General features: G+C 70.6%; 17 protein-coding genes. 15 read left to right on the top strand and 2 right to left on the bottom strand.

Going from position 1 to position 23,513, the window contains the following annotated elements; genetic code table 11:
• Positions 1 to 17: 17 nt before the first annotated feature.
• From WMF22_RS27015 to WMF22_RS26965, 11 genes are all read left to right on the top strand, one after another.
• The gene (locus WMF22_RS27015; RefSeq protein ID WP_438031654.1) at positions 18 to 1,895 is read left to right on the top strand and encodes a transglycosylase SLT domain-containing protein; all 1,878 of its coding nucleotides are present in this window, start codon (positions 18 to 20) and stop codon (positions 1,893 to 1,895) included.
• Positions 1,896 to 1,931: 36 nt separating this feature from the next.
• A complete protein-coding gene (gene tssH, locus WMF22_RS27010; protein WP_438031653.1) occupies positions 1,932 to 4,634 on the top strand; it encodes a type VI secretion system ATPase TssH in 2,703 nt (900 codons plus the stop codon).
• 113 nt (positions 4,635 to 4,747) lie between these two features.
• A complete protein-coding gene (gene tssJ / locus WMF22_RS27005) occupies positions 4,748 to 5,506 on the top strand; it encodes a type VI secretion system lipoprotein TssJ (protein WP_437292876.1) in 759 nt (252 codons plus the stop codon).
• Positions 5,507 to 5,687: 181 nt separating this feature from the next.
• Entirely contained in the window at positions 5,688 to 7,049 is a 1,362-nt protein-coding gene (gene tssK, locus WMF22_RS27000) for a type VI secretion system baseplate subunit TssK (RefSeq protein WP_437292875.1), read from the top strand.
• Positions 7,050 to 7,083: 34 nt separating this feature from the next.
• Positions 7,084 to 7,761 carry a DotU family type IV/VI secretion system protein gene (locus WMF22_RS26995; protein ID WP_437274698.1) on the top strand — a complete coding sequence of 226 codons (678 nt, stop codon included), beginning with the start codon at positions 7,084 to 7,086 and terminating at the stop codon, positions 7,759 to 7,761.
• A gap of 41 nt (positions 7,762 to 7,802) precedes the next feature.
• Positions 7,803 to 11,519 carry a type VI secretion system membrane subunit TssM gene (gene tssM, locus WMF22_RS26990; protein ID WP_438031652.1) on the top strand — a complete coding sequence of 1,239 codons (3,717 nt, stop codon included), beginning with the start codon at positions 7,803 to 7,805 and terminating at the stop codon, positions 11,517 to 11,519.
• Positions 11,520 to 11,859: 340 nt separating this feature from the next.
• Entirely contained in the window at positions 11,860 to 12,834 is a 975-nt protein-coding gene (gene tagF / locus WMF22_RS26985; protein WP_437292873.1) for a type VI secretion system-associated protein TagF, read from the top strand.
• A gap of 170 nt (positions 12,835 to 13,004) precedes the next feature.
• On the top strand, positions 13,005 to 14,684 hold the full coding sequence (gene tssA, locus WMF22_RS26980; RefSeq protein ID WP_438031651.1) for a type VI secretion system protein TssA: 1,680 nt from the start codon (positions 13,005 to 13,007) through the stop codon (positions 14,682 to 14,684).
• 141 nt (positions 14,685 to 14,825) lie between these two features.
• Positions 14,826 to 15,317, top strand: coding sequence for a type VI secretion system contractile sheath small subunit (tssB, locus tag WMF22_RS26975; protein ID WP_012237614.1), 492 nt, complete (start codon positions 14,826 to 14,828; stop codon positions 15,315 to 15,317).
• 3 nt (positions 15,318 to 15,320) lie between these two features.
• Positions 15,321 to 16,805 (top strand): type VI secretion system contractile sheath large subunit, encoded by a 1,485-nt coding sequence (gene tssC, locus WMF22_RS26970; protein WP_437292871.1) that lies wholly within the window; start codon positions 15,321 to 15,323, stop codon positions 16,803 to 16,805.
• 153 nt (positions 16,806 to 16,958) lie between these two features.
• Positions 16,959 to 17,549, top strand: coding sequence for a TIGR00730 family Rossman fold protein (locus WMF22_RS26965; RefSeq protein WP_437292870.1), 591 nt, complete (start codon positions 16,959 to 16,961; stop codon positions 17,547 to 17,549).
• Between the two features lie 34 nt (positions 17,550 to 17,583).
• On the opposite strand, the gene WMF22_RS26960 is transcribed toward WMF22_RS26965, so the two are convergent.
• The gene (locus WMF22_RS26960) at positions 17,584 to 18,144 is read right to left on the bottom strand and encodes a helix-turn-helix domain-containing protein (protein ID WP_438031650.1); all 561 of its coding nucleotides are present in this window, start codon (positions 18,142 to 18,144) and stop codon (positions 17,584 to 17,586) included.
• Positions 18,145 to 18,234: 90 nt separating this feature from the next.
• Here WMF22_RS26960 and WMF22_RS26955 point away from each other — a divergent pair, with 90 nt between their 5' ends.
• From WMF22_RS26955 to WMF22_RS26945, 3 genes are all read left to right on the top strand, one after another.
• Positions 18,235 to 19,047: an SDR family NAD(P)-dependent oxidoreductase gene (locus tag WMF22_RS26955; RefSeq protein ID WP_438031649.1), complete on the top strand. Its 813-nt coding sequence runs from the start codon at positions 18,235 to 18,237 to the stop codon at positions 19,045 to 19,047.
• Entirely contained in the window at positions 19,044 to 20,069 is a 1,026-nt protein-coding gene (locus tag WMF22_RS26950; RefSeq protein WP_438031648.1) for an S-adenosylmethionine:tRNA ribosyltransferase-isomerase, read from the top strand. The genes WMF22_RS26955 and WMF22_RS26950 overlap by 4 nt, the downstream gene beginning before the upstream one ends.
• Positions 20,070 to 20,282: 213 nt before the next feature.
• Complete coding sequence (locus tag WMF22_RS26945) at positions 20,283 to 20,840, top strand: chlorite dismutase family protein (protein ID WP_437292866.1); 558 nt, start codon at positions 20,283 to 20,285, stop codon at positions 20,838 to 20,840.
• Between the two features lie 136 nt (positions 20,841 to 20,976).
• On the opposite strand, the gene WMF22_RS26940 is transcribed toward WMF22_RS26945, so the two are convergent.
• Positions 20,977 to 22,590 carry a hypothetical protein gene (locus tag WMF22_RS26940; protein ID WP_438031647.1) on the bottom strand — a complete coding sequence of 538 codons (1,614 nt, stop codon included), beginning with the start codon at positions 22,588 to 22,590 and terminating at the stop codon, positions 20,977 to 20,979.
• Between the two features lie 225 nt (positions 22,591 to 22,815).
• On the opposite strand from WMF22_RS26940, the gene WMF22_RS26935 reads away from it, so the two are divergent.
• Positions 22,816 to 23,463: a TetR/AcrR family transcriptional regulator gene (locus WMF22_RS26935; RefSeq protein WP_438031646.1), complete on the top strand. Its 648-nt coding sequence runs from the start codon at positions 22,816 to 22,818 to the stop codon at positions 23,461 to 23,463.
• Positions 23,464 to 23,513 lie beyond the last annotated feature (50 nt).

The following is a 23,513-nucleotide window of genomic DNA, read 5'->3' as shown; positions in this document are numbered from 1 at the left end:
CGTTGAACCACACACCAATGAGCCTCGTCCACAAGATCCCTCCCCTGGTCTCGGCCCTGGCGTTTGGCTACGGGGTCGGGATGGCGGCGCCCCAGTCGGCGATCACGTCGGTCCAGTCGGCGGTATCGACCTACCAGCTGGGGGCAGCGCGGGCCACGGCGCCGGTCGGGGCGCTCGCCGCGGCGCCGCCGCCGTACGCGGCGCCGGCGCGCGGGCTCGACGGCCCGGCAGCGCCGCCGGGGGGCGAGTCGCGGGAGCTGTGGCGGCTGCGCGAGGCGGCGGGGCGCGACGCGCGGGAGGGCGCCGCGTGCGAGCTCGATCGGCCGAGCTTCTCGCGGCCGCCGCGCGCGTTCTCGGCCGAAGGCAGCTACGCCGACGACGTGGACGACCTCGACTCGGCCGGCGCCGAGGCGCTCTCGAAGCTGCAGCTGCCCGACCTCCGGCTCTCCGTGTCGCGCCGCACCCTGAAGTACGTCCGCTTCTTCACGCGCACCGACCGCGGGCGGCAGATGTTCGAGACGTGGCTGAAGCGGAGCGGGCGCTACCAGGAGATGATCCAGGCCGAGCTCAGGGAACGACGGCTCCCGGAGGATCTCATCTGGGTGGCCATGATCGAGAGCGGCTTCGACCCGCGGGCGAAATCGCCCGTCGGCGCCGTGGGGCTCTGGCAGTTCATGCCCGCCACCGGCGCGGTCTACGGGCTCCAGCAGACGCGGCACCTCGACCAGCGGAAGAACCCGCGCCTCGCCACGCAGGCGGCGGCGCACCACCTGCGCGATCTCTACCTGCGCTTCGGCAGCTGGGACCTCGCGCTCGCGGCCTACAACATGGGCTACGAGCAGCTGCTCGACCGCATCGATCGCTACGGGACGTCCGACTTCAACGAGCTGGCGCGCCAGGAGGCGATCCCCTCGGAGACGGCCGCGTACGTGCCGAAGATCGGGGCGGCGGCGATCGTGGCGAACAACCTGGAGCGGTTCGGGTTCGATGAGGTCGCGGTGAGCCGGCCGATCGACGCCGCCGAGATCGCGGTGTCCCCGGGGACGCCGCTCAAGACGCTGGCGAAGGCCGCCGGCATCGGGACCTCGGCGCTGCGGAAGCTGAACCCCGACATCCTGGGGGACCGCGTGCCGCCCGGACGGGGAGACTACCTCGTGATGCTCCCGCCGGACACGCTCGCTCGAGCGCAGGCCGCCCTGCCCGCGATGCTCTCCACGGAGCTGAACTCCACGGACGACGCGTCGATCCTCGATCCGGTCGATCTGCTCGGCGGACGCGACTTCGCGCCGCGGAGGGGGAGCCGGGACGACGAGAGCCTGCTCTCGCTGCTCCCGAAGCCCGCGCGGAAGCGGACGGCCCAGACGGCGGACGCGGACGACGCCGGCCGGTCCGCGCTCGGCAAGCGGCGCTCGATGCGCGATCCCGTGGCCACGTCCTCGCTCGACGACGGCGCGGAGGGCTCGTCCGACGACGACGCGGTCGACGTCTCGCGCGCCCCGCTGCGGACGGGCGCCGCGCGCGGTCAGCCGCGGTCCGCGCGCGAGGTGATGCTCTACCGCGTCGCGCCCGGCGATACGCTGATCGGCGTGGCGCGGCAGTTCGTCATAGACGTCGAGGACGTCGCGCGCGATAACCGTATTGAGCCGGACCAGAAGCTCCGCGTCGGCGCCCTGCTCAAGCTGCGGATACGGCCCGACATGGTGGACCGCGTCGCGGCCGGCGAGCCGCTCGCCGCGCAGCAAAAGGACGAGAGCGCCCACGACGCCGCGCCGGCGCCGCAAGGCGACGCGACCCGCGGGGGGGCCAAGCCGGCCGCGCGGGAGCGCGGAGAGGCGGGCGGGGCGGCGGGCCGCGCCCCGGAGGCCGCGGAGAAGAAGCGCAAGGGGCGAGGCTGACGAGGCGCTTTCGGACGAGGGCGCGCCTCGGCTAGCATGCCGCGCATGCAGCTCGTCGACACCAAAGCCATCGTCAAGCGACTCACCAAGAACTGCACCTCTGCCCTCGAGGCGGCGATTGGCCAGTGTGTCAACGCGCGCCACTACGAGGTCACGCTCGAGCACCTGCTCCTCGCGCTGCTCGACGACGCGAACTCCGACATCGCGTTTCTCGTATCCCACTATGATCTCGACCCGTCGCACCTCCGCGCCGCGCTCCAGCGCAGCCTGGAAGAGCTGAGGAAGGGCAACGCCGGGAGGCCCGTGCTCTCGCCGACGATGCTCGAGTGGATGCAGGACGCCTATCTCGTCGGATCCATGGAGTACGGCTACCAGCGGGTCCGGAGCGGCGTGCTCTTCCAGCGCCTCGTCCAGCAGCCGACCCGGTACTCGGTGAGCAGCATCGGCGCGTATCTCGAGGGCATCTCGAAAGACGATCTCAAGAACAACCTCCCCAAGATCGTCTCCGGCTCCAAGGAGGAGGCGGAGGCCGCCGCGGCGGCGGGCGCAGGCGCGCCCGGGGCCGGGAAGCTGCCGGCCGGGATGGCGAGCGCCGGGCCCGATTCGGCGCTGGCGAAGTTCTGCGTCGACTACACGGGGAAGGCGCGCGCGGGGCAGATCGATCCGATCTTCGGCCGCGAGCGGGAGATCCGGCAGGTCATCGATATCCTCGCGCGGCGGCGCAAGAACAACCCGATCATCGTCGGCGACGCGGGCGTCGGGAAGACGGCGCTCGTCGAGGGGCTCGCGCTGCTCATCGTCGAGAGCACGCCGGAGAACCCGAAGGTGCCGCCGCTCCTGCAGGGCGTCGACATCCTCGGGCTCGACATGGGGCTGCTCCAGGCAGGGGCCGGCGTGAAGGGCGAGTTCGAGAACCGGATGAAGCAGGTGATCGCCGAGGTGAAGGGGTCGTCGAAGCCGATCATCCTCTTCATCGACGAGGCGCACACGCTCATCGGCGCGGGCGGCCAGCAGGGCGGCGGCGACGCGGCCAACCTGCTCAAGCCGGCGCTCGCCCGCGGCGAGCTCCGGACGATCGCGGCTACGACGTGGAGCGAGTACAAGAAATACTTCGAGAAGGACGCGGCGCTGGAGCGGCGCTTCCAGCCGGTGAAGGTCGACGAGCCGAGCGAGCCGGCGGCCGTCGTCATGCTCCGGGGGCTCCGGCCGAAGTTCGAGGCGGCCCACAACGTCATCATCCAGGACGAGGCGGTGACCGCGGCCGTGCGGCTGTCGGCGCGCTACCTGACCGGCAGGCAGCTGCCGGACAAGGCGGTCGACCTGCTCGACACCTGCGCGGCCCGCGTGAAGGTCGCGCTGCAGCAGCGCCCCGCCGCGGTCGAGGACGCCGAGATCCTCATCGTGAACACAGAGACCGAGCTCAAGGCGCTCGAGCGGGATCGGGACAAGGGCGTCCACATCGATGAAGAGCGGGTCGCGGAGCTCAAGGACAAGCTCGCCAAGGCGAAGGCCGAGCTCGAGTCGGTGCGCGCCGACTACGCGAAGGAGACGGCGGGCACGCAGCGGGTCATCGACGCCCGCAAGAAGATGGACGAGGCCAAGACGACCGAGGAGCGGGACGCCGCGCGCCGCGACGTGGTGAAGGCCCTCGACGAGCTCAAGCAGAGCCAGGGCGAGGTGCCGCTGATCCGGCCGGACGTCGACGAGGCCATGGTCGCGAGCGTTGTCGCCGCGTGGACGGGCATCCCCGTCGGCAAGATGGTCCAGGACGACGTGAAGGCGCTCCTCGAGATGGAGGACCGGCTGACCCGGCGGATCAAGGGGCAGACGCACGGCATCGTGAGCATCTCGAAGGAGCTCCGGAGCGCGCGCGCGGGCCTGAAGCCGCTGAGCACGCCGCAGGGCGTGTTCCTGCTCGTGGGGCCCAGCGGCGTCGGCAAGACGGAGACCGCGCTCGGGATCGCCGACCTCATGTTCGGCGGCGAGCGGATGATGACGGTCATCAACATGTCCGAGTTCCAGGAGAAGCACACCGTCTCCCGGCTCATCGGCTCGCCCCCCGGCTACGTCGGCTACGGCGAGGGCGGCATGCTCACCGAGGCCGTGCGCCAGCGGCCCTACACGGTGGTGCTCCTCGACGAGGTCGAGAAGGCCGACCCCGACGTGATGAACCTGTTCTACCAGGTGTTCGACAAGGGCATGCTGAGCGACGGCGAGGGGCGGCTCGTCGACTTCAAGAACACGGTCATCATCCTGACGAGCAACCTCGCGACCGACAAGATCACGAACATGACGGTCGCCGCGCGGGAAGAAGACCCATCGCGCCGCCTCGACGCGGACGGCGAGTTTATCAAGGAGATCGTCGAGTCGATCAAGCCGACGCTCTCCGCGCACTTCAAGCCGGCGCTGCTCGCGCGCATGACGACGGTGCCGTACCTGCCGATCTCGCCCGACGCGCTCGGCGAGATCACGCGGCTCAAGCTCGACGCGCTCGTCGACCGCCTGCGCAAGAGCCAGCGGATCGAGGCGTCGTACTCGGACGCGCTCGTCGAGACGATCGCGGCGCGCTGCACCGAGGTCGACACGGGGGCGCGCAACATCGACCATATCCTCCGGGCGTCGCTCCTGCCCCTGCTCTCGGTCGCCGTCCTCGAGAAGATGGCGGAGGGGCCGCTCCCCAAGCGGCTCCAGATCGGGGTCGACGCCGAAAAGAACTTCACGATCGCCTTCTCGGACTGAATCCGTTCTCGGACCGATCGACGCCGCTCGCACACCGAAAGTTGTACTGGCCGCGAGACTCCGCATAAATTGGGCGGAGCATGGTCCCGTTCGCCAAGCTCCTACAGCGTTCGATGTGGATCGGGGAGCCCCGTTCGCCCTCCCCCGCAGGGGAGGGCTCGGCGCGCCAGCCGGGGCCTCGGCGTCGGCCGGCGTCGCTCCTCCGCGGGGCGGCCCCGGCGAAGGTCGCGGCGGCCGTCGCCGCGGCGACCTTCGCCGCCTTCCTCGGGGCCGCGCTGCCCGCCGCGCTCTCGGGCTGCACGTCCGCCGCGCCGCCGCCCGCGGCCCCCGAGCCGTGCGACGTCCAGATCGTGACGCTCTCGATCTACGCGTCCGACAACATCAACCCCAACGAGAACGGGAACCCCCGGCCCGTGGTCGTGCGGCTCTACCAGCTGAAGAGCAGCGCGCGCATGGAGAACGCGACCTACGACCAGATCCTCCTCAAGGACAAGGAGACGCTCGAGGACGACCTCGCCAAGGTCGACGAGGTCGAGGTCTTCCCGAACGACCTCGTCGAGGTGAAGTTCGAGCGCCTGCCCGACGCGAGCCACCTCGTCGGCGCCGCCCTGTTCCACAGCCCGAAGGGCAACAGCTGGAAGACCTTCTACGAGTTCCCGCTCCCGCCCGGAGAGGCGCAGTGCGGCGGCCGCGAGCCCGACGCGGGTCCGCCCGTGGCCGATCCGCGGGTCGCGTTCTTCATCGACTCGACCAAGATCGACAACGGGGTCGAGTTCGACGAGTCGATGTTCCCCAACGCGAGCGCCGTTCGCCGGCTCAGCCTGCCGAAGAAGGTGGCCGCGCCGGAGGCGCCCGCCCGCTCGGGGAAGTGATCGCCGTGGCGCGCGCAGGTCGTCCTCCCAGCGGCAGTCCGCGCGGCGTGCGCGACGCGACCGCGCGGCCGTCGGCGACGACGAGCGGCCCGATGCGCGCAGCGCCGCGTCGGCGCTCCCCGCGCCTGACCCGCTTTCGCGACGCCGCGCACGGCACATCTGGTAAGACTGGACGGGCGACATGATTCACCCGCGCAAGCCGGTCTGGACCGAGGGGCTCTTCATGACCCCTCAGCACCTGCAGCAAACGGACGCCTACCACGAGACGCTGCTCCACGCGCGCCTCCATGCCGTCGTGGGCTACGACTGGGGCATCACGTCCGCCCAGTTCGATGAGCGCGCGCTCTCCGCCGGGCAGTTCAAGGTCGTCAAATGCCATGGCGTCTTCCCCGACGGCACGCCGTTCTTCATCGGCGATCGCGGCGAAGACCAGGTCGAGGCGCGGCCGCTCGAGGGCGCTTTCCCGGCCGCGTTGAAGACGCTCGACGTCTTCCTCGGCATCCCGAACCTGCGCGAGACCGCGGCGAACATCAGCCTGGACCCGGCGAAGGCGGGCCCCGCCCAGCGGTTCGTGGCCGCCCAGACGACGGTCCCGGACGTGAACTCCGGCCGCAACGAGCAGTCGGTCACCTGGGCCCGCACCAACCTGCGGCTCCTCTTCGGCACCGAGCCGCGCGACGCGTACCAGACCGTGCGCATCGCGCAGCTCGTCCGCGACAGCTCCGGCGCGATCGCGCTGCGGAAGAGCTTCATCCCGTCGGTCCTTCGCATCAACACGTCGGACCACATCATGTCCGGCCTCCGCCGCGTGCTCTCGGCGCTCGTCGGCAAGCAGAAGTCGCTCGTCGAGGGGCGGCGCATGCGCAACGCGGCGTCGGTCGACTTCCAGGCCTCCGACCTCACCAAGTTCTGGCTGCTCCACACCCTGAACTCGTACATCCCGATCGTGTCGCACCTCGTCGACCACGGCGGCGCGCACCCGGAGCAGTGTTATGTCGTCCTCGGCTCGCTCATCGGAGAGCTCTGCACCTTCGCGGCCACCGACAGCGATCCGACGACGATCCCCAAGTTCAACTACCTCGAGCTCGATGGCGTCCTCGACCCGATGTTCGACCGGGCCTACCGGCTCATCAACGAGGTTGTCACGGAGCAGTTCGTCATCGTGCCGCTCGAGAAGCGCGAGGACGGCATGTACCTCGGCAGGTTCGAGGACCCGAAGCTGCCCCGCAGCCACGAGATGTTCCTCGAGGCGAAGGGCACGGACGAGGGCACGCTGCGCGAGCGGCTCCCGCGCCTGCTCAAGATCGGCTCGTGGACGCAGATCGGCCACATCCTGCACTCCGCGACGCCCGGCGTGAACGTCGCCATCGAGTACCGGCCGCCGGGCGCCATCCCGGTCAAGCCGGGGCTCGTCTACCTCCGCGTCAACCAGAACGGCGATTACTGGAACGATATCCTCGGCTCTGGCACGATCGCTATCTACCAGCCGATCGAACCGCAAAAGGTCGATCTCCGGCTGATCGCCGTCCCGGCAGGAAAGTGAACGTGTCAGGCCGCCCCTTCCGGGTGAGGAGCCCATGAGCCTCTCGCAGACGATGTACTTTGTGTGCTCCGACGTGCTCTCGCTGATCCTGCAGCTCAGGAACTCGCGCGACCTCCCGGCGCCCGACATCCTCCAGCGGCGCGTCCTCGGCCTGTTCGACACGATGATGCAGAACGGCCGGGAGGCGCGCATCCCCGAGCAGGACATGATCGACGCGAAGTTCGCGCTCGCGGCCTTCGCCGACGAGGTGATCTTCAACTCGAACTGGCCGGGGAGGACGCAGTGGCTCCAGAACCCGCTGCAGTTCCAGTTCTTCCAGCTGAACACGGCCGGCGACGGGTTCTTCACGAACCTCGACAACCTCTACGGCCAGCGCGGGAGGAACCACGTCGCGCAAATCTACTTCCTCTGCTTGGCCCTCGGCTTCCAGGGGAAATATCGTCTGCGCCAGCAGGAGGGCCTCGGCGCCGTCATCGAGGGCGTGGGCAACCACGTCGCTGTCGCCGAGGGCGGCGGTGAGGCCCTCGCGCCGAACGCGGAGCGCAAGGACGGCGGCGCGAACGCGGTTCGCCGCGAGCTGCCCTACCTGGCCATCGCGCTCGGGCTGCTCGTGCTGGCCGTCCTCGTGGTCATCGTGCTCCGGCTCGTCGTGGCCTCGGACGCGGAGGGCGTGGCCGACCAGATCAAGAAGCTGATCAGCACGGGGACCTAGGCGACTCCGCCGTCCTCTGCTGTTCCCGAGGGAGACTTCCGATGTGGCTGTGGATCCTGAGCGCCCTGTTCCTCACCGCCGTGTGGGGAGTGTGGTTCATGCTGCGCCCGGCGGCAGGGGAGGGGGCCGAGGCGTTCCCGATCGAGATCCCGCTCGTGGCGACGGCGGTCGTCCTCGCCCTGCTCGTCGGGCTGGCGGTCTATCGGCGCATCCGCGCGGCGCGCGCCGCGCGGGCGCTCGAGAAGGCGATCGCGCAGCAGGCGCAGGAGCAGGTGATCAACGCGAAGCCGGAGCGGCGCGCGGAGATCCAGGAGCTCAACCGGCAGATGCAGGAGGGCATCGCCGCGCTCAAGGCCTCGAAGCTCGGCGGAGGCAAGCGGGGCGCTGACGCGCTCTACGTCCTCCCCTGGTACGTGATGGTCGGCCCGCCCGGGGCAGGCAAGACGACCGCCCTCCGGCACTCCGGGCTCGTGTTCCCGTACATCGACCCCGAGCGCACCGGCGTGCGCGGCGTCGGCGGCACCAGGAACTGCGAGTGGTGGTTCACGAACGAGGCGATCCTCCTCGACACCGCCGGCCGGTACACGACCGAGAGCGACGACCACGACGAGTGGATGGCGTTCCTCGAGACGCTGCTGCAGCACCGCGAGCAGAAGCCGCTGAACGGCGTCATCGTCGCGGTGAGCCTGAGCGAGCTGCTCGACGCGAGCGACGAGCAGATCGATCAGACCGGCAAGAAGATCCGCGCGCGCATCGACGAGATGCAGCAGACGCTGCACATGGTCCTGCCGGTCTACGTGCTCTTCACGAAGAGCGACCTGGTGGCGGGCTTCACCGAGTACTTCGGCGACCTGAAGAAGAGCGAGCGCGCCCAGGCGTGGGGCGCCACCGTGCGGCTCGACGAGAACAAGGACGAGCCCGGGAAGATCTTCGATCGCGAGTTCGACGTGCTCGTCGAGAAGCTCCACGCGCGCCTGACGAAGCGGCTCATCGGCGAGCGCAACCGCGAGGTGAAGGAGAAGAGCTACCAGTTCCCGCTCGAGTTCGCGGCGGTGAAGCGCAACCTGTCGGACTTCATCGCGGCGGCGTTCGCGCCCAAGGCGGGCGCGGCGCCCACGCCGATCCTGCGCGGGTTCTACTTCACGAGCGGCGTCCAGGAGGGGCGGCCGCTCGACCGCGTGGTCGGGGCGATGGGGCGCGCGTTCGGGCTCCGCGCCGGGCTCGGCGAGGGCGAGGAGGACGCGGCGGCCCCGAAGGAGTCGAAGAGCTTCTTCCTGCACGACGTCTTCACCAACGTCGTCTTCCCGGATCAGGACCTCGCCGCGCGCTCCGAGGCGGAGCTCCGGCGGCGGCGGATGCAGCGGATCCTGGTGGCGGCGGCCGCGGCGCTCGTGGCGCTGCTGTTCCTCCTGCCGGCGGTGATCTCGTACTTCAACAACAAGGGGCTCGTCGCCGAGACCCGGCGCATCTCGGACGAGATCGCGTTCGTGGACTGGTCGGGGCGGAGCGGCGCGCCGCCGAACGTGCGCGCGAACATCGACAAGCTCGATCGGCTGCAGGAGCACGTGGGGCGGCTCGACGGGTACGTCGAGAACACGCCGATCGAGTACGGCTGGTTCATGTTCCAGGGGGACAAGCTGTTCCCGCCGACGATGGGCCAGTACATCATGAGCTTGAAGCAGGGCTTCGTCAGCCCTGCGAAGGCGCAGCTCGAGGCGAAGCTCGAGAAGGTGCGCGAGGGGGAGTTCCTGGACGGCTACAACGCCCTGCGGAGCTACCTCCTGCTCGGCAAGGAGTACCAGGGCCACATGGATGAGCAGGCGGCGCGGTGGCAGACCGGGCGGCTCGTCCAGGTCTGGGCCGACACCCTGAAGCCGTTCACCGATCTGCCCGAGAGCGAGCTCAAGGAGCGGCTCACGCCGCACGTCGCCTACTACATCGACCTCGTGCGGCGGAAGAAGCTCGAGGCCGAGGAGCTGAACGAGCCGCTCGTCGCCCGGGCGCGCGCCGACCTGCTGCGGGTCGATCCGACGAAGCGCTACTACGATCAGTTTGTAACGAGCCTGATCGATCAGAAGTACGACGAGTCGGGGCCGAACACGCCGGAGAACCTGAAGTACCCGCCGGTGTCGCTCAACGAGATGTTCGCGGATCGGCCCGAGGTGCTGACCGTCGTCCACAGCGCGCAGAAGAACCGGGGCGGGACGTGGTTCGAGGTGCAGGGGCCCTACACGGCCAAGGGGCACGCGCAGGTGCTCGAGTCGCTGAAGGAGGGGAGGAAGAAGCTCGAGCGCGAGCTCTGGGTGCTCCCCCTGTCGAGCGACGAGAAGCGGCAGGGCGACCAGATCCAGAAGGAGCTCGACCGCGTCCGGCAGGACTACGACAACGCGTACATCGCGCAGTGGGAGGCGTTCTTCCGCGACATCCAGGTCGACGTCCCGAAGACGAACCGGGAGGCGATCCACGAGTTCAGGGTGCTCTCCACGCCCGACTGGCCCTACCGGCGGCTGCTCCAGCGGCTCTCGGACGAGACGCAGTTCGGGAAGGACGAGAAGCCGAGCCTGCTGACAGCGGACGGCGGCCTGCTCGACAGGGCCAAGGACATGATCGCGCAGAAGGTCGATCAGCGGACGGGCGTGCGGATCGACTCGATGCTCACGGGGAACCAGCGCCAGCACTACGATCCGGTGCCTGACAAGTTCGAGTCGATGGCCAGCTTCGGGGTGCCCCAGCCGCCGGCGGGCGAAGGGCAGCCCCCGCCGCCCCCGCCCAAGCTCGGCCAGTACGTGGGCCACCTCGAGCGGCTGGCAGGGGAGATGAGCGTGGTCGAGGACGGGCCGCCGGACGCGGACACCTCGAAGGCCACGGAGGCGTTCCAGGACGCGGTGAAGGAGACGCAGGGGCTGCTGCTCTCGATGGACCAGACCGGGCAGCGGCTGATGGAGCCGCTCCTCATGAACCCGCTCCGGCAGGCGTACAAGGCCGTCGTGCGGCGCGCGGGCGGCGCGGCGAGCGGGATCTGGGAGGTCGAGGTCTGGCCGCACTACCGCGACAAGATCAAAGACCGCTACCCGTTCAACCTCGCGTCGTCACGCGACGCCTCGCTCGAGGACGCGATGGCCTTCTTCAAGCCGAAGGACGGGGTGCTCTGGGGCTTCTACGAGACGTACCTCAAGGGCTTCCACTACCAGGTCGGGCACGAGTTCTTCCCGAAGGCGCACCTGTCGGGGCAGCCGCAGGCGGCGAAGCCGTTCACGCCGTTCAGCGCGAACCTGTACAACTGCCTGAGGCGCTCGAACGAGATCTCCGACGCGCTCTTCGGGAACAGCGGCGGGGCGGAGCCGAAGGTCGTCTTCCACATCAACATGAAGACGGTCAGCCCGATCGTGAGCGAGGTGGTCTTCGAGGTCGACGGCCAGAAGAGGCTCTATCGAAACGAGAAGGAGTTCTGGCACACCTTCAACTGGCCGGGCGAAGGCGCGAAGGGGGCGAGGATCCAGGTGCGCGGCGCGGGGGGGCTCGACGAGGAGCTCGTGCGCGAAGGGCCGTGGGGGATCTTCCGGCTCTTCGAGGCCGGGACGACCACCGCCCAGAAGGACAACGACGAGCTGTTCACGGTGACCTGGCAGATGACGGCGCCGCCGGTGACCGTGACCATGGAGATCAGGCCGACCCGGGGGAACCACCCGTTCCCGACGAGCTTCTTCCGGGCGACCAACTGCCCTGCCAGCATCGGCGATCGCTTCGGTAAAGGGTGATCTAGGCAGCAACGGAGCCAGCGGGGGAGGGGGTGTCGTGCGGGGGGCCGGCGGGGACCCCCTCCCGCGAACTCGCGCCTTTTGGGGGGCTATTGCCGTGAGAACGGGGGGCCGAGACCGCGCGCGACCAGCTCCGGGGCGGGCCGGCGCTCGGGTTCGCGGGGCCCTCCCCCGCCGGCCCCCCGCACGACACCCCCTCCCCCGCTGGCTCTTTGTGAAAAGGGGGGGAGAGGGGGAGAGAGGATCCGGGACGGGGGCGCGCCCCCTCCCCGCACGCTCCCGCCGCAACCGGGAAGGTGGTAGCGCTCGGTGAGCAGTTCGTGGTTCACTCCCAGCAGTCATGTTCTGGCGCCGCAAGAAGGGCCCTGCCGCTCCGCCGCAGATCGGCTGCTTCGGCAAGCTTCCCGCCACGGGCGATTTCATCCGGCTGAACGCAGGTGGCGAAGAGCTCGCGGCCTTCGACCGCTGGCTGGGCGCGTCCATCGATTTCGCCCGGCGCGCCATGGGCGCCCATTTCGATGCGCACTACCAGACGGCCCTGGGCCTCTTCGTCTTCCACGGCGAACCGAAAGGCGACGAGCCGCCCACCCGCGGGCTCGTGGGCGCCTGGGCCGCCAGCGGCGATAACGCCGGGCGGCTCTACCCGATGGTGGTGTTCGGGTCCTACGATTACGATCAACTCGTCTCCGCCGGGCCGTCGCTCCCCATCACCCTGTTCCCCCTCCTCGCCGCCGCCCACGACGCCGCGACGAACGGCAGGACCCTGCCCGTCGACGCCTTCCTCCACCGCGTCTCCCAGATCGCGCCGCCGTCGCTCGACGACCCCGAATCGGCGCAGGCCGCCTACCGCGCATGGCTGAAGACCCAGCCGATGAAGGCGCTCTGGGACGCCGGCTTCGGCACCGACGCGAGCCGCTTCTGGGTGCTGCAGAACATCCTCGACTCGGTGGTCCCATTCCGCGGTCAGGAGCTCCCGAGGACAGGGCTCGCCCTCAGGCTGCCGCTCGGCGCAGGAGACGCCTACGCCGCCGCCGTGTGGATGGACATGACCCGCCGCCTGTCGAAATGGGGACGCACGCTGATGAACGCGTTCTGGACACCACAGCGCACCCTGCTCCTCCACCTCGGTACCCCCCACGTGGGCTCGTTCCGCGAGATGATCGCGCCCACCACCCAGGCCGAGCACATCGCCGACCTCTGCGGACCCCCACGCGTCGAGGAGCACGTTTCCCGACATGCGCTCGGGCCAGAGCTCGACGCGCTCGTCGCCCGGACCGATCTGTCGCTCGACAGCTTCCTGGAAGCCCTCGGCTGAGCCGGGGCCGAAGGCACCCGCTCCACCCCGCGCACGGCCGCTCCGGGGCGCCGCCCGGCTCACCGCCGAAGTCGCCGTGCAGCGGTCGCGCAGTCGTCGTGCGGTCGCCGTCTGATTCGCCGTCTGATTCGCCGTCCACACCCGGGACGCCTTGATATCCTGCGCGCCCCATGGCCGCTGAAGACGCCGTCCAACAATCCAAAGAGCGGATCGAGGCGCTGTACGCGCCCATCAACGGCGGCGTCGGCGCCGACGTCACCTACGACGAGGCGTTCGAGGGCCTCAAGAACGAGGTCGACAAGCTGCAGTCGCTCGCGGGCGGCAAGGTCGACTGGGGGCGCATCGCGAGCGTCGCGGACGAGCTCCTGAGCGAGAAGTCCAAGGACTTCCGCGTCGCGCTCTACTACGGGGCGGCGAAGTCGCAGGTCGACAAGCTGCCCGGCCTGCTCGACGGGCTCGTGCTCGTGCAGGAGCTGAACAACGCGTTCTGGGACACCATGTATCCCGCGATCAAGCGGCCCAAGGCGCGCGGCAACCTGTGCGCCTGGTTCGGAGACCTCGCGGCAGGGACGCTCACCGGCATCACCGTCTCCGCCGCGGACCGCGACGTGGTGAACGCCATCGACCAGGTGAGCCGCGCGCTGGACGTCGACCTCGCCGACAAGCTCGGCGACGCGTACGGAGGGCTCGGCCCGCTCCGGAACGCGATCCGCAGCCTCGTCGCTAGCCTGCCCGCGGAGGCGCCGCCTCCGCCGCCGCCTCCTCCGCCCCCGCCGCCTCCTCCTCCGCGGGTCGAGCCGCCGAAGGCCGAAGCGCCGCCGGCGGTCACGGTTGCGGCCGCCGCGCCGCCGCCCCCGCCCGCGCCCGTCGCCGCCGCGGGCGATCCGGCGCTCAGCCTCGAGGCGATCGTCGACGAAGACTCCGCGCTCACCGCCCTCGGCAAGTGCTCGCCCCTGATGGCGCGCGCGGGCGACGCGCTGCGGGCGGCGGATCCGAAGCGGGCGTCCGCGTACCGCGTCCTCCGGGTCGGGCTCTGGGTCGACCTCCTCGACGATCCGGGCGCGTCGTCTCCGACGGGCAGCACGGCGATCCCGCCGCCGCCCGAGCACGTGCTGCAGACGCTCCCGGCGCTCACGACCCAGGGGGCGTTCGCCGATCTGCTGCAGGTCGCCGACGAGTACGCGCAGAGCTACCCCCTCTGGCTCGATCCGCACAGGTACGTCGCGAACGCGCTCGAGCAGCTCGGCGACGACTACGCCGACGCCAAGCGGGCGGTGCTCGTCGAGGTGGGCGCCCTGCTGCTCCGCGCGCCGCTCCTGCCGACCCTCAAGTTCAGCGACGGCACGCCGTTCGCGGACGGCGAGACGCAGGCGTGGCTCTCGTCCGAGGTCGCGGCCGCGCTCGGCGGCTCGGGCGCGAGCGGCGCCGCGGCCCCGGCGAGGCCCCGGAGCTACCTCGACAAGCCGCTCTCCGAGGCCCGAGGGCTCGTCGCGAACCAGCAGCCCATCGACGCGATGGCGCTCCTCGAGAAGGCCGCCGCCGCGGCGCCGACGGCGCTGGACCGCTTCCGCGTGAGGCTCGCGATGGCCCAGATCAACATCGAGCTGTCCCAGTTCCTCGTGGCGCGGGCGCAGCTCGAGGCGCTGGAGCACCTCGTCGACCACCACCGACTCACCACCTGGCAGCCGGATCTCTGCGCGGAGCTCTACGCCGCGCTCCACACGTGCTACCGGGTCCTGAACCAGGGCTACGAGACCACCCCCGAGGCCAAGGCGAAGGAGACGCTCTGCTTCGAGCGCGTCTGCCAGCTCGACGCGGCGCTCGCCTTGAAGATGTCGCTGGGGGAGTGAGCCGGGGGGCAGGGGAGGCTGCGTGGCAAAGACGGGGATGCGCGTCGCGCCGAGAAGCTTGCCCGAGGGGCGGGGGTTTTGTTCTATGCTCGTTCGGCCTGCGGGCGCTCCGCCCGCTGCTGACGGGGAAAGGAGCCTGCGATGAAAGAGGGATCGGTCGCGCCGAAAGAGCGCGTGAACATCACGTACAAGCCGGCCACCGGGAACGCGAAGGAGGACGTCGAGCTGCCGCTGAAGCTCCTGATGCTCGGCGACTACACGCAGCGGCCGGATCCGCGGCCCCTCGAGGACCGCAAGCCCATCAACGTGGACAAGGACAACTTCCAGAAGGTCATGAGCGAGCAGAAGCTCGCGCTCACCTTCAACGTGAAGGACGTCTTGTCCGAGCAGGAGAACAGCGAGCTCACGGTCAACCTCAAGTTCCGCCGGCTGAGCGACATGGAGCCCGAGGCGATCGCGAACCAGGTGCCGGAGCTCAAGAAGCTGCTCGACCTGCGCGCCGCGCTGACGGCCCTCAAGGGCCCGCTCGGAAACGAGAAGGCGTTCCGCAACAAGATTCAGCAGATCCTGAGCGACCCGGCTCAGCGCAACAAGATCGTGAGCGAGCTCGGGCTCGACAAGGAAGGGGAGTGAGCGATGGCGACGGAGACACAGGCCGCGGGGAGCGCGGGCGTCCAGACCCTCGAGGGGGGGTCGCTGCTCGACGAGATCCTCGCCGAGACGAAGATGACGCCCGGCGACGAGGGGTACGAGATCGCCAAGCGGGGCGTGCAGGCCTTCATCTCGGAGCTCGTCGCCCCGCGGCGCGAGGGCGAGAAGGTCGACAAGGCCTTCGTCGACGCGCTGATCGCGGAGATCGACGTCAAGCTGTCGCGGCAGATCGACGAGATCCTCCACAACCCGAGCTTCCAGAAGCTCGAGTCCGCGTGGCGCGGCCTCAAGTTCGTCATCGACCGGTGTGACTTCCGCGAGAACGTCAAGGTCGAGATGCTCAACTGCTCCAAGGATGACCTCCTCGCCGATTTCGAGGACGCCCCCGAGGTGCCGAAGAGCGGGCTCTACAAGATCGTCTACTCGGCCGAGTTCGGGCAGTTCGGCGGCAAGCCGGTCGGCGCGATCATCGCGAACTACGAGTTCGGCCCGGGCCCGCAGGACATCGCGCTCCTCCAGAAGTGCGCCGCGGTCGCGACGATGTCGCACGCGCCCTTCATCGCGGCGGCCGGGCCGCAGTTCTTCGGCCTGAAGGACTTCCAGGGGCTGCCCAACCTGAAGGACCTCAAGGCGCTCTTCGAGGGGCCGCAGTACACGAAGTGGAACGCGTTCCGCGAGACCGAGGACGCGCGCTACGTCGGGCTCGTGATGCCGCGCTTCCTGCTCCGCCTGCCCTTCGGCGCCAACACCGTCCCGGTGAAGGCGTTCAACTACGAGGAGGACGTGGTCGGCAAGCACGACGCGTACTGCTGGGGCAACGCGACGTACGCGTTCGCCACCCGGCTCGCCGACAGCTTCGCCAAGTACCGCTGGTGTCCGAACATCATCGGCCCCCAGGCGGGCGGCTCCGTGGAGAACCTGCCGCTCCACCAGTACGAGGCGATGGGCGAGATCCAGACGAAGGTGCCGACCGAGATCATGCTCACCGAGCGGCGCGAGTTCGAGCTCTCCGAGGAGGGCTTCATCGGGCTCACGTTCCGCAAGGACTCGGACAACGCCTGCTTCTTCTCGGCCAACTCCGCTCAGAAGGCGAAGTTCTTCGGGCAGAGCGACGAGGGCAGGGCGGCCGAGATGAACTACCGGCTCGGCACGCAGCTGCCGTACATGTTCATCATGTGCCGCATCGCGCACTACCTGAAGGTGCTGCAGCGCGAGCAGATCGGTACGTGGAAGGAGCGCGGCGATCTCGAGAAGGAGCTCAACGACTGGATCGGCCAGTACGTCGCCGATCAGGACGTCGTCTCCGCGGCGACCCGCGGGCGCAGGCCGCTCCGCAAGGCGCGCATCATCGTGACCGAGGTGCCGGGGAACGCCGGCTGGTACAAGGTCGACATGCAGGTGCGCCCGCACTTCAAGTACATGGGCGCCTTCTTCACGCTGAGCCTCGTCGGCAAGCTCGACAAGGAGTGACCCGCCGGCCACGGCACCGCCGCCGCGCGGGGGTGCCGGGCCGCGGCGCGGGGGCGCCAGGGCGCGCCGCCGGGGAGAAGGCTACCCTCCACGGCGCGCCGGCCCACCGCTCCCCGCTTGGACGAGCTCGCCGGCCGGCGTAGGCTCGGGCCCATGAGAACGCTCTCCAGGATCTGCGTTTACTGCGGGTCGAACCCCGGCGCGTCGCCGGCCTACCGCGAGGCGGCCGTGCGGCTCGGTGAGCTGCTCGCGGCGAGAGGGATCGGGCTCGTGTACGGCGGGGGCCGCGTCGGGCTCATGGGCGTGATCGCCGACGCGGTGCTCGCGCGCGGCGGTGAGGTGATCGGCGTCATCCCGGGGTTCCTCAACCAGCGGGAGATCGAGCACCGCGGGCTGACCGATCTCCGCGTGGTCGAGACGATGCACCAGCGCAAGGCGGAGATGGCCGCCCTCGCGGACGCGTTCATCGCCCTGCCGGGGGGCATCGGGACGCTGGAAGAGCTGTTCGAGGTGTGGACATGGACGCAGCTCGGCTCTCAGGACAAGCCGGTCGGGCTGCTCGACGTGGCGGGGTATTACCGCCCGCTGATCGCCTTTCTGGATCACGTCGTGGCCGAGCAGTTCATGAAGCCGGCCCACCGCGCCGTGCTGCAGGTCGCCGAGGAGGCGCCGGCCCTCCTGGATCTGCTCGCCGCGTGGCGCCCGGGCGCCGAGCCCAAGTGGATGACGCCCGGCGAGCGGTAGGCGCCGCGGCGCCGTGTGATCGCGCCGCTGCCCTTCAGAACACGCGCGCGAGGACCACGACCGAGTAGCCGACCGCCGGCTGCTTGCCGGGGTTGTGGTACGAGTGGCGCTGATCGCCGCGGAACACGGCGACGTCGCCGGAGCCGAGCGTGAACCGCTCTCCGCTGACGACGAGCTGGAGCTCCCCCGACTCGCACGTCAGGTACTCGCGGGTGCCCGGGGTGTGCGGGACGCCCGTCATCCGCCCGCCCGGGGGGATCGCGATGCGATCCATCTCCATGCCCGGGATCGGGTCCGGCAGGAGCTTGCGGACGAGCGCCTGCCCGGGCGAGCGCGTGGGGAGCGCGTCGCGCGCGTAGAGCTGGCACGTGGCGCGGGGCGCGGAGAGCATCTCCTCGATGGACACCTGGAGCGCGGCGGCGGCCCGGTGCAGCACGCCGAGCGTCGGGTTCGCCGCGCCGGACTCGAGGTGCGCCCAGGTCGCCCGCGGCACGCCGGCGAGCTTGGCCAGCTGCTGCTGCGTCAGCCCGCGGGCCTCGCGCAGCTGCTTGATGTTCTTCGCCAGCCGCCCCGCGAGCTCCGCGTCCTGGTCCATGCCCGGAGATTAGCACTCTTCCAGGATATTGGCGCCCGCTCCAACGAGAGAACCCGCGCGGCGTAGGCTGGTGTCGAGGAGGAAGGCACCATGAACGACGAATCGACCGGAAGCGAGGCGCTGATCCAGGCCGAAGCGAGCTCCCGCCCGTCGCTCGCCCGCGCCGCGCGGGGCGAGCGGTTCGCGCCACGGGCGGCGCTGGTCACCGGGGCGAGCCGCGGGCTCGGCGCCGCGCTCGCCAGGGAGCTCGCCCGGCGGGGCGCGAAGGTGGTCCTCGTGGCGCGCGAGCGCGCGCCGCTCGAGGCCGTCGCGGCCGAGATCGCCGCGCAGGGCGGGGAGGCGCACGCGCTCGCGGCGGACATCGGGGACAAGGGCCAGACGCACGCGATCGCCGGCGCGGCGGCGGCGCTTGTCGGGCCGATCGATCTGCTCATCCACAACGCGAGCACGCTCGGCAAGACGCCGCTGCCGATCCTGCTCGACACCGAGTGCGAGGATCTCGGGCGCGTGCTCGAGGTCAACGTGGTCGGGCCGTTCCGCCTGACGAAGGTGGTCGCCGGCGCGATGGCGCTGCGGCGGCGCGGGGTCGTCGTCCACGTCAGCTCGGACGCGGCGGTGAACGCCTATCCGCGGTGGGGCGCGTACGGCGCCTCGAAGGCGGCGCTCGATCACCTGAGCCGCACCTGGGCCGCCGAGCTCGAGGGGACGGGCGTCGCGTTCTACGCGGTGGACCCGGGCGAGATGAACACGCGGATGCACGCGGAGGCCATCCCCGACGCCGACCCGAGCACGCTGGCCGATCCAGCCGACGTGGCGAGGCGCATCGTCGCGCTCGTCGGCCGCGCCGGCGAGGTGCCGAGCGGCGCGCGCCTCGAGGCCGCGCGCCTCGAGGAGGCGCCATGAGCCCCGCCGTGTGGCCTCGCGAGAACCCGCTCGAGGAGCGGCTCCTCCACGTGGACCCGCGAGCGGGGTGCCTGCGCGACGCGCGCATCGCGGATCTGCCCGCGCTCCTCGAGCCGGGTGATCTCCTGGTCGTCAACGACGGCGCCACGCTGCCGGCGTCGCTCCACGGCGCGACCGAGCGCGGTGAGGAGGTGGAAGTCCGTCTCATCGGCGAGCTGTCCGAGGGGCGCTATTCCGCCCTGCTGTTCGGCGCCGGCGACTGGCACACGCGCACCGAGGATCGCCCGGCGCCGCCTGCTCTTGGGCCGGGGGACGCGGTGACGTTCGGCGAGGACCTGTCGGCCACGGTCGAGCGCGTGTCTCCGGCCTCGCCGCGCCTCGTCGAGATCGCCTTTCGCGAGCGGGGCGCCGCGCTCTGGTCGGCGCTCTACCGGCGGGGGCGCCCGATCCAGTATGCGTACGTCGCGGGCCCGCTCGAGATCTGGCACACGCAGACGCGTTATGCGAGCCGGCCTCTCTGCGCCGAGCTCCCCTCGGCCGGCCGGCCGCTCGTCTGGGGGCTGCTGCTCGAGCTGATCCGCCGCGGCGTGCGCGTCGCCTCGCTCACGCACGCCGCCGGGATCTCGTCGACGGGCGAGCCGGCCCTCGACGCCCTGCTGCCCTTGCCGGAGCGCTTCGACATCCCCGAAGAGACGGTGGCGGCGGTGCGCGAGGCCAAGGCGCGCGGGCGCCGCGTCATCGCGGTCGGCACGACGGTGACGCGCGCGCTCGAGGGCTGCGCTGCCCAGCACGGGGGTGAGCTCCAGGCCGGGCCGGGGGTCACCGACCTGGTCCTTCACCACGGCTTCCGGCCGAGGGTGGTCGACGGGCTCTTGACCGGCGTGCACGATCCGACAGAGAGCCACTTCCGGCTCCTCGAGGCGTTCGCGCCGGCCTCACTGCTCCACCGCGCGAACTCCTATGCCGAGGAGGCAGGGTATCTCTGTCACGAGTTCGGCGACTCCTATCTTGTCCTGAGCTGACGCGGGCGACGGAAAATCATCGCGCGGAAACCACGGCGAAACTCCTGTCCGCACATCATCGACCGCGTTGGGTGTCGTGCTCGGCCGGCGCGGCGAGCCCGAGCGCAGCCGCCTTCCCGGGCGCCCTCGTGACGAGAGGGCGTGTGGTAGGGCCGCCCCGCCGTCGCGGGTCGGTGGGATTCGTCCGGCGTTGCCGTCGCCTCGGAGCCATCCATGGAAGGAAATCCGGTTCGGGTCAGTTTCGTTGCAGGTTCCGCCGGGGAGTGGCGGGTCGAGAGGACGGTCCTGGTGCGAGGCGAGGAGCTGCCCGCGGCGCCGCGGCTGCAGCGCGTCGAGGGGAGCAGCTTCGTCGCGCCGCCGGGAGCGGCCTGGGTCCTGAACGGCGTGAGGAGCAACGAGCGCTACGTCGAGCTCGAGGAGAGAAGGCGCCTCGTCGCTGTCCAGGAGGACCTCGGCCGGGCGTCGAGCACGCAGGCGGCGCTGATCCCGCTCAGAAAATCGAAGGCGTGGTGGGCGCTCGCGCAGGACGAGCGGCGGGCCATCTTCGAGGCGAGGTCGCGCCATATCAAGATCGGGCTGGAGTACCTGCCGGCCGTGGCGAGGCGGCTCTACCACAGCCGGGATCTCGGCGGCCCGTTCGACTTCCTGACCTGGTTCGAGTTCGCCGAGGGCGACGCCGGCGCCTTCGACGAGCTCGTGGGCAGGCTGCGCGAGACGGAGGAGTGGTCCTACGTGGAGCGGGAGGTCGAGGTGCGGTTGTCGCGCGCGTAGTACGGAGTCGGCTCGCGACGGCCGACCCGTCTTTGCGAGCGTTCTCGCCCCGACTCGAGATCTGCTGCACCCCGAGCGCGCCGACAGAACGAAGAAGGCGCCCAGGTTGCCCCGGGCGCTCTCCACGCTGTCGCGATCACTCGCAGGCGTGCGTCGTCGTGTTGCACGTGGCCGGCGAGGTGCAGCTCGAGTCGTCGTTGCACTCGACGCACGTGCCGGCCGCGAGCCCGCCGCCGCACACCGTCTTGCCGGGCAGGCCGTCGGCGGTGCAGTCGGTGCCCGCCGGCGCCGTCGTGAAGCTCGGCATGGCCGGCGTGCCCGTGCACACGGGGTCCATCAAGCAGACGGTCGCTGACACCGGGACATCGGTGACGTCTTCGTCCGTCGTGGTGCCGCCGGCGCCGTTGCACACGCGCTGCTGGCAATCGCCCGGCGTCTGCCCGGACGGCACCACCGTGCCCGCTGCGTAGCGCTGGCAGGCGCCCGCACCGTCGCAGGACCCGTTGGTCCCGCACGACGCCGCGCCCGTGTCCGGGCACTCGCCGTCCGGATCGCCTCCGGCCGCGATGTAGCCGCAGACGCCGTCGGAGCCGCCGAGCTTCTTGGCCGCGGAGCACGCCTGGCAGGCGCCGGTGCACGCCGTGTTGCAACAGACGCCGTCGACGCAGCGCGCGCTCGCGCACTCGGCGTTGGTCGCGCAGGACGCGCCGTCCGGCTTGGCCGCGCAGGTGCCGCCGCCGCAGAAGCCGGTGGTGCAGTCGCTCGCGACGTCGCACTTCTGTCCGACACCGCACTTGTTGCAAGCCGGAGCGCGCTGGAAGGAGGCGCCGCCGCAGTCGACGTCGGTCTCGTTCCCGTTCTGGTCGGTGTCCATGCAGCTGGGTGTCGCGCACAGGCCGGCCGTGTTGCAGTAGCCGCTCGCGCAGTCCGAATCGAGCGCGCACTCCAGGTCGTCGGCGCAGGGCGCGCAGCCGGAGCCGGCGTCGACGCCGCCGCAGTCGACGTCGGTCTCGCCGCCGTTCAGCGCGCCGTCGGTGCAAGACACGTCCACGCACGTGCGCGTGCCCGTCGGATCGCAGACCTGGGGCGCGGAGCAGTCCGTGTCCGCGAGGCAGTCGACGCAGGCGCCGTTGCCATCGCAGACCTTGCCGCCGGTGGTGCACCTCGTGCCAGCGGTCTTCGGTGTGCTGCCCGGAGAGCCGCCCGGGCACGTGCCGACGTTGCATTCGTCGTCGGCCGGCGTGTCGCTGTCGTCGCGGATCGACGTCGTGCCGCCGTGGCCGTCGCAGACCTGCTGCTTGCAGTCCCCCGCAACCTGGCCCGCCATCGTGGCGGTGCCATCGGGCACGCTGGTCGTGCCGCAGCACCGTGCTTCGCACGTGGCCTTCACGCACTCCGCGGCCGGGGCCGGGCAGTCGCCGATCGCGTCGCACGGTGTCGCGCCGCCGGCGCACGTCATTGAGCCACCGGAGCCGTCGGAGCCACCGGAGCCGTCGGAGCCACCGGAGCCGTCGGAGCCGCCCGTGCCATCCGAGCCGCCGGAGCCGCCCATGCCGCCGGTGCCTGATGACGAACTGGCGCTGCTGCTCGTCGTCGTGCCGCCGCCGGAGCCACCGGTCCCGCCGGCGCCGCCCGTGTCGGAGATCCGGCTGCGATCGACGGCGACGATGAGCTCGCAGCCAGTCACGTTCACCGTGAGCGCGCCCGCCGCGAGCACCAACGCAGGGAGGAATATCGCTTTCTGGTTCATGCCAACAAGCACATTGGCCAGGGGACAGACCTGACCTCGGGCCGAGCCTACAGCAAAAGGCACAAGGGATCGCCGGCTTTCTCTTTCTGAGCCAACGAGGGCCCGGCCGCCGACGCCCGAGATGGGAGATCCCGCGCCAGGCGCCCTGTTCCACCGCGCGAGCGGGACGCGGCCAGATCGCGCCCTTGACCGCCGTCCGTTCATGAGTAAATAAACATTTACCTGATGCCGGGAGACGAGAAAAAGGAAACGCGACGGGCGCTCCTCGACGCTGCCGCCGAGGAGTTCGCGCGGCATGGGCCCGAGGGGGCTCGCGTGCACGCCATCGTGAGGCGCGCCGGGGTCAACGAGCGCATGATTTACCATCACTTCGGGAGCAAGGACGGCCTCTACCGCGCGGTCCTCGAGGACCAGTGGTCCGGCCTCATGGAGGGGTGGCGGCCGGCGCTCGAGGAATCGGCGGCGCTCGAGCCGCGCGAGGGCCTCTGGCACGCGTTCACCATGTTCTTCCGGCTGCTCCTCTCGCGCCCCCTGTGCATGCCGCTCGCGATGCACGAGGCGATGAGCGGCTGGCAGGCCGCGCCGCCCGCGACGCTCGCGATGCTGCCGTCGCAGCTGCGCGATCTCTACGAGCGAGGTCAAGCCAGCGGTGTGTTCCGGCGCGACTGCGAGTTCGAGCTCCTGTATTGCACCGCCGTGGGCGCGCTGGCCGGGATCGGCATCTTCGGGCCGCGCTTCTCGGACCTCCGGGCGCGCCTCTCGTGCGATCTCGAGCTCGCCGCGCGCCTCGGCGAGCAGACCGTGAGCCTCGTGCTGGATGGCGTGACCACGCCTGGATGGGGCGGCCGCGCGGGCACCGGAGAGGCCACGTGACGTGAGCCTCGTTCATCCCTCATCGCGCGCAGGTCGTCGCTGAACCATCG

Source organism: Sorangium sp. So ce204, from assembly GCF_051526795.1.
GTDB classification, from domain to species: Bacteria; Myxococcota_A; Polyangia; order Polyangiales; family Polyangiaceae; genus Sorangium; species Sorangium cellulosum_B.
Note: the sequence above shows the minus strand (reverse complement) of the source record. Positions and strands in the feature narration are given on the sequence as shown.

Bases quoted from the DNA above. Each gene is read 5' to 3' on its own strand.
- WMF22_RS27015 (WP_438031654.1), top strand. From the start codon at position 18: ATGAGCCTCGTCCACAAGATCCCTCCCCTGGTCTCGGCCCTGGCGTTT.
- tssH (WP_438031653.1), top strand. From the start codon at position 1,932: ATGCCGCGCATGCAGCTCGTCGACACCAAAGCCATCGTCAAGCGACTC.
- tssJ (WP_437292876.1), top strand. From the start codon at position 4,748: ATGTGGATCGGGGAGCCCCGTTCGCCCTCCCCCGCAGGGGAGGGCTCG.
- tssK (WP_437292875.1), top strand. From the start codon at position 5,688: ATGATTCACCCGCGCAAGCCGGTCTGGACCGAGGGGCTCTTCATGACC.
- WMF22_RS26995 (WP_437274698.1), top strand. From the start codon at position 7,084: ATGAGCCTCTCGCAGACGATGTACTTTGTGTGCTCCGACGTGCTCTCG.
- tssM (WP_438031652.1), top strand. From the start codon at position 7,803: ATGTGGCTGTGGATCCTGAGCGCCCTGTTCCTCACCGCCGTGTGGGGA.
- tagF (WP_437292873.1), top strand. From the start codon at position 11,860: ATGTTCTGGCGCCGCAAGAAGGGCCCTGCCGCTCCGCCGCAGATCGGC.
- tssA (WP_438031651.1), top strand. From the start codon at position 13,005: ATGGCCGCTGAAGACGCCGTCCAACAATCCAAAGAGCGGATCGAGGCG.
- tssB (WP_012237614.1), top strand. From the start codon at position 14,826: ATGAAAGAGGGATCGGTCGCGCCGAAAGAGCGCGTGAACATCACGTAC.
- tssC (WP_437292871.1), top strand. From the start codon at position 15,321: ATGGCGACGGAGACACAGGCCGCGGGGAGCGCGGGCGTCCAGACCCTC.
- WMF22_RS26965 (WP_437292870.1), top strand. From the start codon at position 16,959: ATGAGAACGCTCTCCAGGATCTGCGTTTACTGCGGGTCGAACCCCGGC.
- WMF22_RS26960 (WP_438031650.1), bottom strand. From the start codon at position 18,144: ATGGACCAGGACGCGGAGCTCGCGGGGCGGCTGGCGAAGAACATCAAG.
- WMF22_RS26955 (WP_438031649.1), top strand. From the start codon at position 18,235: ATGAACGACGAATCGACCGGAAGCGAGGCGCTGATCCAGGCCGAAGCG.
- WMF22_RS26950 (WP_438031648.1), top strand. From the start codon at position 19,044: ATGAGCCCCGCCGTGTGGCCTCGCGAGAACCCGCTCGAGGAGCGGCTC.
- WMF22_RS26945 (WP_437292866.1), top strand. From the start codon at position 20,283: ATGGAAGGAAATCCGGTTCGGGTCAGTTTCGTTGCAGGTTCCGCCGGG.
- WMF22_RS26940 (WP_438031647.1), bottom strand. From the start codon at position 22,590: ATGAACCAGAAAGCGATATTCCTCCCTGCGTTGGTGCTCGCGGCGGGC.
- WMF22_RS26935 (WP_438031646.1), top strand. From the start codon at position 22,816: ATGCCGGGAGACGAGAAAAAGGAAACGCGACGGGCGCTCCTCGACGCT.